General features: G+C 63.8%; 10 protein-coding genes. 1 reads left to right on the forward strand and 9 read right to left on the reverse strand.

All coding sequences use genetic code 11. The annotated features are described in order from the left end of the window. The 3 genes from H6B31_RS12360 to H6B31_RS12370 all read right to left on the reverse strand — a co-directional run. A partial coding sequence (locus H6B31_RS12360; protein WP_204898804.1) for a TSUP family transporter occupies positions 1-278 on the reverse strand: 278 nt, incomplete at its 3' end. 83 nt (positions 279-361) lie between these two features. After that, positions 362-991 (reverse strand): CatB-related O-acetyltransferase, encoded by a 630-nt coding sequence (locus H6B31_RS12365; protein ID WP_204898805.1) that lies wholly within the window; start codon positions 989-991, stop codon positions 362-364. Positions 992-1,084: 93 nt separating this feature from the next. Further along, complete coding sequence (locus tag H6B31_RS12370; protein ID WP_346014076.1) at positions 1,085-1,651, reverse strand: TetR/AcrR family transcriptional regulator; 567 nt, start codon at positions 1,649-1,651, stop codon at positions 1,085-1,087. 151 nt (positions 1,652-1,802) lie between these two features. On the opposite strand from H6B31_RS12370, the gene glgB reads away from it, so the two are divergent. Further along, the gene (gene glgB / locus H6B31_RS12375; protein ID WP_204898807.1) at positions 1,803-3,572 is read left to right on the forward strand and encodes a 1,4-alpha-glucan branching protein GlgB; all 1,770 of its coding nucleotides are present in this window, start codon (positions 1,803-1,805) and stop codon (positions 3,570-3,572) included. A gap of 3 nt (positions 3,573-3,575) precedes the next feature. Here glgB and H6B31_RS12380 read toward each other — a convergent pair whose 3' ends face one another. From H6B31_RS12380 to H6B31_RS12405, 6 genes are all read right to left on the reverse strand, one after another. Further along, the gene (locus tag H6B31_RS12380; RefSeq protein ID WP_204898808.1) at positions 3,576-6,002 is read right to left on the reverse strand and encodes a glycoside hydrolase family 3 C-terminal domain-containing protein; all 2,427 of its coding nucleotides are present in this window, start codon (positions 6,000-6,002) and stop codon (positions 3,576-3,578) included. 205 nt (positions 6,003-6,207) lie between these two features. After that, complete coding sequence (argF, locus tag H6B31_RS12385) at positions 6,208-7,128, reverse strand: ornithine carbamoyltransferase (protein WP_204898809.1); 921 nt, start codon at positions 7,126-7,128, stop codon at positions 6,208-6,210. A 16-nt stretch (positions 7,129-7,144) separates the two neighbouring features. After that, complete coding sequence (argB, locus tag H6B31_RS12390; protein WP_204898810.1) at positions 7,145-8,002, reverse strand: acetylglutamate kinase; 858 nt, start codon at positions 8,000-8,002, stop codon at positions 7,145-7,147. 35 nt (positions 8,003-8,037) lie between these two features. Continuing rightward, positions 8,038-8,937: an N-acetyl-gamma-glutamyl-phosphate reductase gene (gene argC / locus H6B31_RS12395; protein WP_346014077.1), complete on the reverse strand. Its 900-nt coding sequence runs from the start codon at positions 8,935-8,937 to the stop codon at positions 8,038-8,040. Between the two features lie 1,041 nt (positions 8,938-9,978). After that, positions 9,979-11,361, reverse strand: coding sequence for an argininosuccinate lyase (argH, locus tag H6B31_RS12400; protein ID WP_204898811.1), 1,383 nt, complete (start codon positions 11,359-11,361; stop codon positions 9,979-9,981). A gap of 89 nt (positions 11,362-11,450) precedes the next feature. Continuing rightward, positions 11,451-12,668 (reverse strand): argininosuccinate synthase, encoded by a 1,218-nt coding sequence (locus H6B31_RS12405; RefSeq protein WP_204898812.1) that lies wholly within the window; start codon positions 12,666-12,668, stop codon positions 11,451-11,453. Positions 12,669-12,951 lie beyond the last annotated feature (283 nt).

The following is a 12,951-nucleotide window of genomic DNA, read 5'->3' on the forward strand; positions in this document are numbered from 1 at the left end:
AGATGTGTATAAGAGACAGCCCCCGCGGCGCCCCCGATCAGGTAGGGGAGGGCCGCCGTCAGGTCCAGGCCGCCCCGGAACAGGTAGACGGCCGCCGACAGCACGCACAGGGGGAGGATCACCGCCACCGAGGTGGCGAAGGCCTGCCGCTGGCTCAGGCCGCACACCCGGGTGAGCAGGGGCACCAGCACCGAGCCGCCCCCGCCCCCGAAAAATCCGTTGGTCAGCCCCGCCGCCGCCCCGGACAGGGCATGGCGCAGCTTCCCGCTTTTTTCCATACAAAAACACCCCTTCCGGCCTAGTTTGCCGGAAGGGGCGCATTTTTATGTATCCAAAGTGCCGGAAAACCCGGGAGCGGTCCCTATTGGAGCAGGTCCAGCCGCCCGGCCTGAATGGCGGGCAGATTGCGCCGGATGCGCTCCCTCGGCCAGTCCCACCAGCGCAGCTCCAGCAGGGCGGCGGTGGTCTCCGGATCAAACCGGGGGCGGATGGGTTTAGCGGGCACGCCGCCCACAATGGTATAGGGGGGTACGTCCCGGGTGACCACCGCCCGGGCTCCGATAATGGCCCCGTCCCCGATGGTGACGCCGGATAAAATCACCGCCTCATAGCCGATCCACACGTCGTTTCCCACCGTGATGTCCCCCCGGTTGTCCCAGGCGTCGGTGACGCGGGACTTCTCCAGCCCCCACTCATCAAAGAACAAGGGGAAGGGGTAGGTGGACAGGGAGCGCATGGTGTGGTTGGCGCTGGTAAAGAGAAACTTTGCCCCGCAGGCGATGGAGCAGAACTTCCCGATGGTCAGCCTGTCCCCGTTGACGGGATAGTGGTACAGTACGTTGTTGGTCTGAAATTCCGTGGGGTCGTGAACAAAATCGTTGTACATGGTGTATTCGCCCACGGTGATATTGGGAGCTGTGATCACCGGTTTCAAGTAAATGGTCTGCCGGTCCCCGGTGCGGGGGTAAATTTCCTTCTCTGGAATCGCCATCAAAAAACCTCCTGACTGTTATTTGATCTCCGCCGCGATTCCAGTCAGGGCAATACAGCGCTTCACGCATACCACCTCTTTGGGCCTATTGTATCACCCGCGCTCCTCCGGCGCAAGGGGAGCGGGGCGGCCCGCCCGCTGGTCCAGCAGATCCTTCCCGCGCTCGGACAGCTGGCTGATGAGCTCCACTACCTGCTCCCGGGGGAGGTCCCGGCTGCGGATATAGGCGTGGTAGCCCCCGTAGACCGTGTAGCTGAGGAAAATATGCATGTCCGGATTCCGGGCATACTCCGGGTGCTGCCGGAATACCAGCTGCTTGACGCTCTCCTCCACCTTCTCCACCATCCGCCCCGACCGGCTGCCGGAGAACAGGATCTGGATCCGCTCGTCCTGGGCCCGATAGCCCTGAAACAGCTCCCGGGTGAACTGGGCGGGCCGCTCAAAGACGTACTCCGGGTGGTGCAGGCCGAAGATCACCTGCTCCACCACCTGGGTCTCCAGGGCGTCGGACAGGGCGTACAGATCCTCGTAGTGGCTGTAAAAGGTGGACTTGTGGATGGCCGCCCTCTGGCACAGCTCCTTCACCGTGATCTTCTCCAGGGGCTTCTGCCGCCGCAGGTCCAGAAAGGCCTGCTGGATGCTTCCTTCCGTTTTTTTCACACGCAGGTCCAAAGTTCTGCCTCCTTCTGCCGACTCTTTTGCAAAAGAGTCGGATAACCGACGTTTGTAGGAAATCGCCGCTGGCCAACCCGGCGGCGGGTCTGGTATGGTGAAAGCGATCCATCTCACCCTTTGACATGGGAGGTACGCCATGGAGTTCCATGCCTTTTATACCGGTGCGTCCTTTGACGCATATGAATATCTGGGGGGCCATCTGACCGAGGAGGGGGCGGTGTTCCGCACCTTCGCCCCGTCGGCGGAGAAAATCTCCCTCATCGGGGAGTTCAGCGGCTGGGAGGAGCTCCCCATGGAGCGGGTCCACGACGGGAACTTCTGGGAGTGCTCCGTCCCCGGGGCCCGGGCGGGCATGATGTACAAGTACCGCATCTACACCCGGGGCGGCCGGTGCCTGGACCACTGCGACCCCTACGGCTTCTATATGGAGCTGCGCCCCAACAGCGCCTCCATTCTGTGGGACCAGTCCGCCTACTCCTTCCAGGACCGGGGCTGGCGGAGCCGACCCAAAAACTGGCGGGAGGGCCCTCTGAACGTCTATGAGGTCCACCTGGGCTCCTGGCGGCGGAAGCCGGACGGGGGGTGGTACACCTACCGGGAGCTGGCGGGGCAGCTGATCTCCTACGCCAGGGAAATGGGGTACAACGCCCTGGAGTTTCTCCCCCTGGCCGAGCACCCCAGCGACTCCTCCTGGGGGTATCAGATCACCGGCTTTTTCAGCCCCACCTCCCGGTACGGCACCCCGGACGACCTGAAATATCTGGTGGACCAGTGCCATCGAGCGGGACTGGCCGTCCTGCTGGACTTTGTCCCCGCCCACTTCGCCGTGGACGACTACGGGCTGTGGAACTATGACGGCACCGCCCTGTACCAGTACCCCAGTCCAGACGTGGGAAACAGCGCCTGGGGCAGCTGCAGCTTCATGCACTCCCGGGGGGAGGTGCGCAGCTTCCTCAACTCCGCCGCTCGCTTCTGGCTTGAGGAGTACCACTTTGACGGCCTGCGGGTGGACGCGGTGCGCAATCTGATCTACTGGAACGGGGAGCCCGCCCGGGGGGAGAACCAGGGGGGCCTCCAGTTCCTCCGGGCGCTGAACCGGGGGTTGAAGGAGCGCTGTCCCCACGCCCTGCTGGTGGCTGAGGACTCCTCCGCCTACCCCGGCGTCACCCGCCCGGCGGAGGAGGGCGGACTGGGCTTTGACCTGAAGTGGGACCTGGGGTGGATGCACGACACCCTCTCCTACTTCCAGGCCCCGCCGGAGGAGCGGGCCGGTCAAGGGGGAAAGCTCACTTTCTCCATGGACTACTTTGCCAACGAGCGCTATCTGCTCCCCCTGTCCCACGACGAGGTGGTCCACGGCAAGGCCACCATTTTGCAGAAGATGCACGGGAACTATGAGGGAAAATTCCCCCAGGCCCGGGCCCTCTACCTCTATATGTTCGCCCACCCGGGGAAGAAGCTGAACTTCATGGGCAACGAGCTGGGCCACTTCCGGGAGTGGGACGAGGGCCGGGAGCAGGACTGGAATTTATTGGACTACCCCCTCCACGGAGGGTTCCTGGCCTTCCACAGGGCGCTGAACCACTTATACCTCACCGCCCCCGCCCTGTGGCGGGACGAGGGGGAGGGGTTCTTCACCTGGCTCCGGCGGGGGGAGGACGGCCTGTTCGCTTTCCTGCGGGAGGGGGACGGCCAGCGGCTGCTGGCGGCGTTCAACTTCCTGGACCGGGAGCAGGACCTCGCCCTTGACTGGAGCGGAGCCGCCCGTCTCCGGCCGCTGCTGGACAGCGACAGCGCCGCCTTCGGGGGCAGCGCCCAGGGGGAGTCGGAGGTCCCCACGGCGGAGCGCGGCTGTCTCCGCCTCACCCTCCCGCCCTACGCCGGGCGGCTGTACCAGGTGGAGTGAGGCTCACAGCCCCAGGCGTTTCCTTCTCCGCCGGTGCTCCAGCCGGGCGGAGACAAAGGCGGACAGGGCCCGGAAAAATCCCCGGAACCCGTGGCCGTTGGCCATGTCCAGCGCCCCCAGGGCAAATTTTGTGTCCGCCAGCCCGTTGGACAGCTTCACCAGCCCCCGGAAGGGCATGTTGCGGATAAACAGGGACACCGGATCGGGCTCCCCCAGCCTGGCCTTCCGCTTGGCCATGCGGCCCAGCACCCAGTTGGCAAACCGGGCCGCCCGCCCCCTGGCGTAGGACAGCTGGTAAAAACTGTCCTCCAGGGTGAGGGGGGCGCTCCGGTCCCATTTGGCCTCCGGGATGGGGCGGCCCAGCAGTGTCTCGAAAGCCTCGTCCGGCACGTCCTCCACCTGGCCGGAGAAGTAGCAGGCCAGGGTTTTCTTGTCGTACACCGCCCCCGGGTCGGTCCCCGCTACTTCCAGAGCGGCGGACAGGGGCAGGTCCCCGGCGTTGGGGCCCACGGAGATGCGGTAGGCGCCCCCCTCCACCTCCCACTGATTGGTCCTGGGGTTGAACCACCGGAAGGCGTACCCGTCCAGGGGGATGGCCACCCGCCGGCTCTCCCCCGGCTGGAGGGTGAGCTTCTGAAACCCCTTCAGCTCCAAAGCGGGGCGGAACACCCGGTCCCGGGGGCCGGTAAGGTACACCTGGGCCACCTCCGACCCCGCCCGTGTCCCGGTGTTGGTGAGGGTGAAGGAGACCCCGTCCCGGCGGACACTCAAATCCGAATAGGCGAAGGTGGTGTAGCTCAGGCCGAAGCCGAAGGGGAAGGCCACGGGTTTCCCAACGGTCTGGTAGTACCGGTAGCCCACAAACAGCCCCTCCCGGTACTCCGCCGTCCGCTCCCGCCCCGGGAAGTACCGGGCGTTGGGGGCGTCGGCCAGGACCAGGGGGAAGGTCTCCGCCAGGCGGCCGGAGGGGTCCACCTTCCCGGTGAGCAGGTCGGCGGCGGCCCCCGCCCCTGCCTGACCCCCCAGGTACCCGTGGAGCAGGGCCTTACACCGGTCCAGCCAGGGCAGCTCCAGCGCGCCGCCCCCCGCCAGCACCACGGCCACGTTGGGGTTGGCCTGTGCCACCGCCTCCAGGGCGCGGACCTGGTTGTCCGGCAGGGCCAGGTGGTCCCGGTCCAGCCCCTCGCTCTCAAAGCACTCGGGGATGCCCAGAAAGAGGATGACCGCTTCCGCCTGACGGGCCAGCTCCGCCGCCTCCCGCTCCAGGTGCTCCGAGGGCTGGCCGTTCCGGCGGTAGGCCTTGGCGTGGCCGATGACGTTTAGGCCGCTCTCCTTCAGACAGTCCAGGGGCCGGTCCAGCCGGGTGGGGCGGACCAGGGAGGAGCCCGCTCCCTGATACCGGGGCTCCAGGGCTAAATCCCCCAGCACCGCGACTTTGGTCCCTGGGGCCAGGGGGAGAAACCCGCCCTCATTTTTCAGCAGCACCGCGCTCTCCGCCGCCGCCCGGCGGGCCAGGGTATGGTGGGACGCCTCGTCAAAGTGCTTGGGGGCGGTTCGGGCGGCTTCGGTGGTGGCCAGCACTACGTCCAGCAGCTCGTCCACCCGCCGGTCGATCACGTCCTCGGTGAGTTCCCCACGGTCCAGGGCAGAGAGCACCTCCCGGTCGCTGTCCCCCTGGGTGCCGGGCATCTCCAGGTTGCTCCCCGCCTTCAGGCCGTCCACCTGACGGTTGCAGGCCCCCCAGTCGGTGACCACCATGCCTGTGAACCCCCACTCCTCCCGGAGAATTTCGGTGAGCAGGTGGGGATTTTCGTTGGCGTAGGTGCCGTTCACCCGGTTGTAGGAGGACATGACCCCCAGGGGGCGGCCCTCCTTCACGGCGATCTCAAAGCCGGTGAGGTACAGCTCACGCAGGGTGCGCTCGTCCACCACGCTGTCGCTGGTCATGCGCAGCAGCTCTTGGCTGTTGGCGGCGAAGTGCTTGATACAGGCGGCCGCCCCCTGGGACTGAACGCCCCGCACCAGGGCGGCGGAGAGCTTGCCGGACAGATAGGGGTCCTCGGAGAAGTACTCAAAGTTCCTCCCCCCCAGGGGGCTGCGCTTCAGGTTCATCCCCGGCCCCAGGAGCATGTGCACCCCCTGGGCAGCGGCCTCTGTGCCCAGGGCGCGGCCCACCTCCTCCAGCAGCGCCGGGTCCCAGCTCCCCGCCAGACAGGCGGCGGTGGGGAAGCAGGTGGCCGGCTGGCTGGGGAGCTGGCCCAGATGGTCCCCCCGGCCCAGCTGCCGCCGCAGGCCGTGGGGGCCGTCGGACATCACCATGGAGGGCACCCCCGCCTGGGGAAAGGCGTAGGTGCTCCACACGTCCTTCCCCGAGAGGAGGGCGACTTTTTGTTCCAGTGTGAGTTGTTTGAGAATGTCCGGGTGTTTCATAGGGCGCTCCTTCTGTCTTGGGTCAAAGACCATACCGCCGGTTTCGGCGGTTGTAAGAGAAACTGTACGGCTGATTCAACAGACATTATCATAGCAAAAAAACTCCGCCCGGTACAGGCGGAGTCCATTTTTTTATAAAATTTTCATATTTCCCGCCTGCGCCCCGTCCCCTGGGGACAGAGGCGCGGGCGGGGGAGGGAAACGCTCAGTCCTCGCCGCCCATGAGCAGATACATGACCGCCTTCTGGGCGTGGAGGCGGTTCTCCGCCTCGTCGAAGATCTCCTCGGCGTGCTCCTCGAACACGTCGGCGGTGATCTCCTCCCCCCGGTGGGCGGGCAGGCAGTGCTGCACCATGCAGCCGGGGTTGGTGAGGGCCATCAGCTCCTTGTTCACCTGATAGCCCACAAAGGCCTTCTCACGGACGGCCTTCTCCTCCTCCTGGCCCATGGAGGCCCACACGTCAGTGAACACCACGTCGGCGCCCACGGCGGCCTCTTTGGGGTCGCGGCAGAGGGTGAACTTGAAGCTGGGGTCGCTCTGGGCAAAGGCCAGCACGTCCGGATGGGGGTCATAGCCCTCGGGGCAGGCCACGGACACCTCCATGCCCACCTTCAGGCCGCCCACGATGAGGGAGTTGGCCATGTTGTTGCCGTCGCCGATGTAGCACATCTTCAGGCCCTCCAGCACCGCCTTGTGCTCCCGGACGGTCATCAGGTCGGCCAGCACCTGGCAGGGGTGGCAGAAGTCGGTGAGGCCGTTGATGACGGGGATGTTGGCGTGGGCGGCCAGAGTCTCCACCTCCTCCTGGGCGAAGGTGCGGATCATAATGCCGTCACAGTAGCGCAGGAGCACCCGGGCGGTGTCCTCCACCGGCTCGCCCCGGCCGATCTGGCTCTCCTTGCTGGACAGGAACAGGGCGTGGCCCCCCAGCTGATACATGCCGGTCTCGAAGGAGACGCGGGTGCGGGTGGAGTTCTTCTCAAAGATCATGGCCAGGGTCTTGCCCTTGAGCTTGTCGTGGGGGATGCCGTGCTTCTGGCTGAATTTCAGCTGGTCCGCCGTGTCCAGGATCTTGAGAATCTCCTCACCCGTCAGATCCAGCAGCTTGAGCAAATCTTTTTTCATCTTCGGTCACCTCTTCTTAGTGGGTCAGCATGGTGCCGATGCCCTCGTCGGACAGCAGCTCCAGCAGAATGGCGTGGGGGACGCTCCCGTCCAGCAGGGTGGCGGATTTGACGCCGGAGCGCACCGCCTCCACGCTGAAGTTCACCTTGCCGGCCATGTCCGCCGGGATGGTCCCGTTGCGGATGAGGGCGGGCACCTGGGACAGGGGGAGCACCGGGATGGGGGCGTCCGGGGACTCGGGGGTGTGGAGCAGCTGTTCGGCCGCCACCAGGTGGATGAGCTTCTCCGCCTTCAGAGCCACCGCCAGCTTGGCGGCGGTGTGGTTGGCGCTGACGCTGTACACCTGGGTGGGGTCCTCGGCCCCCTGGGCGATGGTGGCCACCACGGGGGTGTAGCCCTTGGACAGGAAGTCCTCCAGAAGGCCGCCGTCCACCTGGACCAGCTCGCCGGTGCAGGGGTGGTCCCCGCCGGCGGACTTGGCGGTGAGGAAGCCGCCGTCAATGCCGCACAGGCCGATGGCCTTGGCGCCCAGCTTGTTCAGGGTGGCCACCAGAGTCTTGTTCACCTTGCCGCACAGGGTCTCCTGCACCAGGTCGATGGCATTCTCATTTACCTGGGGGAAGCCGTCCACCACGGGCAGCTCCTTCCCGGCGTCCTTCAGGGCCTGGCGCACCTCGGGGCCGATGCCGTGGACCAGCACCACCTTGACGCCCACCAGGCGGAGCAGGGTGATGTCGGTGGCTACGGCGTCCCGCAGCTCCTGGTTCATGGCCACGCCGCCGCAGTTGACCACGACGATCTTGCCGTTGTAGCGCTGGATGTAGGGCAGGGCCTCGGTGAGAATGGTGGCCCGATCCAGATGGGTATTGGACATAGCGTTTACCTCCTAGTCAGATGTGGGAAAGCCGGTCACAGGGGAATCCCCGCGGTCTCGTCAAAGCCCAGCATCAGGTTTAAATTTTGAATGGCGGCGGCCGCCACCCCCTTGCCCAGGTTGTCGAACCGGGCGGTGAGCAGGGTCTGTTCCTCGTGTCCGCACACGGTGATCTCCAGGCGGCTGCTGCCGGCGAAGGCGCCGGAGTTCAGGCGGGGACCCTGGCTCCCGAAGGGGGCCACGGACACCAGCGTCTGCCCCTCATAGTAGGAGGCGAGCATCTCGCAGATATCCTGGGCCGAGGGGTGTCCTTTCAGCAGCCGGTTCTGCAGGGGGACCGAGGTGGACATGCCGCTGTACATGTCGCTTAAAATGGGGGTGAACACCGGCGGGGCGGTGAGCCCGGCGATGTGCTGCATCTCGTTCAAGTGGTTGTGCCGCAGCCCCAGGGAGTAGAGGCTGGGGCAGGCCAGGGCCGCGTCCCGGCCGGGGTCCTGGAACTCGGCGATCATCTCCTTGCCGCCGCCGGAGTAGCCGGTGATGGAGAAACAGGAGACCGGGTAGTCCGGGGGCAGGATGCCCAGCTTCACCAGGGGAGCCACGGTGGACAGGAAGCCAGAGGCGTGACAGCCCGGGTTGGACACCCGCTTGGAGAAGCGGATGCGCTGACGCTGGCCCGGCAGCAGCTCAGCGAAGCCGTACACCCAGCCCGGCTCGGTGCGGTGGGCGGGGGAGGTGTCCAGAATCCGGGTGTTGGGGTTCTCCACCAGGGGGATGGTCTCTCTGGCGGTGTCCTCCGGAAGACACAGGAGGACCAGGTCGGCGGCGTTCAGAAACTTCTTTCGCTCCTCCACGTCCCGGCGCTTGTCCGGGTCGATGATGAGAAACTCCAGGTCGTCCCGCTGGGACAGCAGCTCGTAGATCTTGGCGCCCACTACGCCGCCTTTGCCATCGATAAAAATTTTAGGTCTGTTCGTGGGTGTTCACCTCCCTGAATTTTATAACAAATGCGCAGGAGATTTCGCCGCCTGCGGGCGGCGAGTGACTTTGCCCGCGGCGGCAAAGTCACCAAAACGCCGCCGGGTACGGCTCCGGATGAGCACTTCGTGCTCATAGTCGCCTTTCCCCGGACCCCGTTGCGGGGAACGCGTACCTGCTGGATTTTGCAGCACTTCCGGCGCGCAAAATCTGAGTGGCGGTCCGAGATTTCTACCGGCCCACTTCGTCGTCGCGGATTTCGTATCCCTCGCTTCGCCCGGATCGGGCAAAGCTCGCTCACTCCATCGCTCCTCCTCTCCAACGCAAACCCGCTACGCTGGGCTTTGCGTTGGGGGCCGCCTTCGGCGGCCTATTTGGGTGGAAAATTATAGCCAGTGCGGTTCCACAACTGTCCCTGGCTTTGCCGAGCCAACGAAACAGATTCATTGGCGGCGGGAGCCCCAAGGGGCTCCCCTACCCAGATCAAGGACCGTTTCTGGAAACCCGTAGGGGAGGGGCTTGCCCCTCCTGCCGTCCCTCTGAGCTGCACTTGAGCCCCACCACAACAAAGGCGCGCTTTCCACCGGGAGAACTGCCACGTGAAGGTTATTGAACGCTCAGCGGCAGCGGTTATAGAAGGAAAACCAGTCAGCTGAGCTGTCCGCGCCTTTGCGACGGCAGATCAGTTTGCCTAATTGGCGGCCCCCGTAAATAGGGGTCCAGGGGACGGGCGAATATGAGCGCGGAGCGCTCATCTGAGCCTGCCCCCTGGCGTCTTTTGGTTCCTTTTCCACGTGGAAAAGGAACTCGCCGCCGGGGCGGCGAAACATCCCCGGAATTAAAGAAGAGCTCTCTTGTATCGTCCCCTCATCCGCCCCAGTGTGCGCACTGGGGCACCTATCCCTATCCCCTCTGGCCTTTGGCCATCTCCCCTTGACAAGGGGAGTCGGCCCCCAGGGGGAAGGCTGAGAGGGGAGAGGGGCGGCACCTCTAAGAACTTATTTCTTCCGTTGGGCAATAAACTCCTCGATGAGCTGAATCTGCTTGGTAACCGCCTCCTTGGAGGGCCCGCCATAGACCTTTCTCCCGTTGACGCAGTTTTTCAGAGCCATGGCCTCGTACACGCCCTCGTCGAACAGCTCGGAGATGGCCCGGAAGTCCCGGAGGGTAAGGGTGTCCAGGGTCTCGTGGTTCTTGATGCACAGGTTGACCAGGCGGCCCACGATCATATAGGCCTCCCGGAAGGGCATGCCCTTCTTTACCAGGTAGTCGGCGCAGTCGGTGGCGTTGATGAAGCCGCCGGCGGCCGCCCGCTCCATGTTGTGGCGGCGGACCGACAGGGTGTTTACCATGGCGGCGAACACAGGCAGACACTCCTCCACCGTGTCGATGGCGTCAAAGAGGGCCTCCTTGTCCTCCTGCATGTCCTTGTTGTAGGCCAGGGGCAGGCCCTTCATCATGGTCAGCAGGGTAATGAGGTCGCCGTACACCCGGCCCGTCTTGCCCCGGACCAGCTCGGCCACGTCGGGGTTCTTCTTCTGGGGCATGATGGAGGAGCCGGTGGAGTAGGCGTCGTCCAGGTCCACGAACTTGAACTCCCAGGAGCACCACAGGATGATCTCCTCGGAGAACCGGGACAGGTGCATCATCAGGATAGACAAATTACTGAGCAGCTCGATGGCGTAGTCCCGGTCGGAGACCGAGTCCATGGAGTTGTCGGTGGGCTTTTTGAAGCCCAGGGCCTGGGCCGTCTGGAACCGGTCGATGTCATAGGTGGTGGTGGCCAGAGCGCCGGCCCCCAGGGGGCACTCGTCCAGCCGCTCCAGGCAGTCCTCCAGTCGGGTCACGTCCCGCTTGAACATGTTGGCGTAGGCCATCATGTAGTGGCCGAAGGTGGTGGGCTGGGCCCGCTGCAGGTGGGTGTAGCCGGGCATGACGGTGTCGGTGTGCTCCTTGGCCCGCTCCACCAGCACCTGCTCCAGATTCAAAATCTGGTCGATGATGACGGGGATTTCCTGCTTCACATACAGCCGGGTGTCCACCGCCACCTGGTCGTTCCGGGACCGGGCGGTGTGCAGGCGCTTGCCCGCGTCGCCGATGCGCTGGGTGAGCAGGGTCTCGATGTTCATGTGGATGTCCTCGTTGTCCACAGAGAACTCCACCTTGTCGGCCTCGATGTCAGCCAGAATGGCCTTCAGGCCGTCTACAATGGCCTCCACCTCGTGCTCCTCGATGATGCCCTGCTTGCCCAGCATCTGGGCGTGGGCGATGGAGCCGGCGATGTCCTGCTTGTACAGCCGGGCGTCAAACTGGATGGAGGAGTTAAAGTCATTTACCAGTGTGTCTGTCTCTTTTTGAAATCTTCCTGCCCATAATTTCATATTGCATTCTCCGTTCTCAATGCAGAATTAAGAATGCAGAATGCAGAATCGGTTGCAATCATTCTGCATTCTGCATTTTGCCTTCTGAATTATTTCAGTTTCCCCTGCTCCCGCAGCGCCTGCACGGTATCGGGCAGACCCCACAGGTTGATGAAGCCAGTAGCATCGTCCTGGTTATAGTCGCTCTCCTCGAAGGTGACCAGGTTCTCGGAGTACAGGGTCTCGGGGGAGGTGACGCCGGCGGTGATGATGTTGCCCTTGTAGAGCTTCAGCTTCACGGTGCCGGTGACGTGCTTCTGGGTGTCCACGGCGAAGGCCTGGAGGGCCTCCCGCAGGGGGGTGAACCACTTGCCGTTGTAGATCAGGTCGGCGAAGTCCACCGCCAGCTTGGTCTTCATGTGCTTGGTGTCCTTGTCCAGGGTGATCATCTCCAGCACCTCGTGGGCCTTGTAGAGGATGGTGCCGCCGGGAGTCTCGTACACGCCCCGGTCCTTCATGCCCACTAACCGGTTCTCCACGATGTCCAGCAGGCCGATGCCGTTCTCGCCGCCCAGCTTGTTCAGCTTGCGGATGATGTCGCTGGCCTTCATCTTCTCCCCGTCGATGGCCACGGGCCAGCCCTTCTCAAAGTCCAGGGTGACGTAGGTGGGGGCGTCAGGGGCCATGGCAGGGGAGACGCCCATCTCCAGGAAGCCCGGCTTGTCGTACTGAGGCTCGTTGGCGGGGTCCTCCAGGTCCAGGCCCTCGTGGGACAGGTGCCACAGGTTCTTGTCTTTGGAGTAGTTGGTCTCCCGGCTGATCTTCAGGGGGACGTTGTGGGCCTCGGCGTAGTCGATCTCCTCGTCACGGCCCTTGATGTCCCACTCCCGCCAGGGGGCGATGATCTTCATCTCGGGGGCGAAGCGCTTGATGGCCAGCTCGAACCGCACCTGGTCGTTGCCCTTACCGGTGCAGCCGTGGCAGATGGCGTCGGCGTTCTCCTTCTTGGCGATCTCCACCAGCCGCTTGGCAATCACCGGCCGGGCGAAGGCGGTGCCCAGCAGGTAGCCCTCATAGCTGGCCCCCATCATCATGGAGGGCACGATGACCTCGTCCACCATCTCGTCGGTGAGGTCCTCAATGTACAGCTTGGACGCGCCGGTCTTGATGGCCTTCTCCTCCAGACCGTCCAGCTCGTCCCCCTGTCCCACGTCGGCGGAGACGGCGACGATCTCGGGGTTGTTGTAGTTCTCCTTCAGCCAGGGGATGATGATGGACGTATCCAGGCCGCCGGAATAGGCAAGCACGATTTTCTTGATTTCAGACATGTTCGTTTCCCTCCAAATATATGAGTTCGGGCCCTGCGGAAGAAGGCCCGGCTCGGTCATTGGCAACAGTTTACCACTCCGGGCATGGAATTGCAACCCCTCTTTCGCATAATTATTCTAGGGAAGCCAAAAAAATTCCGTAAATATTGAATAAATATGAATATAAGAATGAATAAATTCTGAAATTATACAAAACACAGGGGCGGAGTCGGTTCGTCAAACCCTATAAAATTATTGACAAACGATAATTTTATGGTATACTACAATCAGAATTATCGTAAAA

Source organism: Pseudoflavonifractor capillosus, from assembly GCF_016899775.1.
GTDB lineage: Bacteria > Bacillota > Clostridia > Oscillospirales > Oscillospiraceae > Lawsonibacter.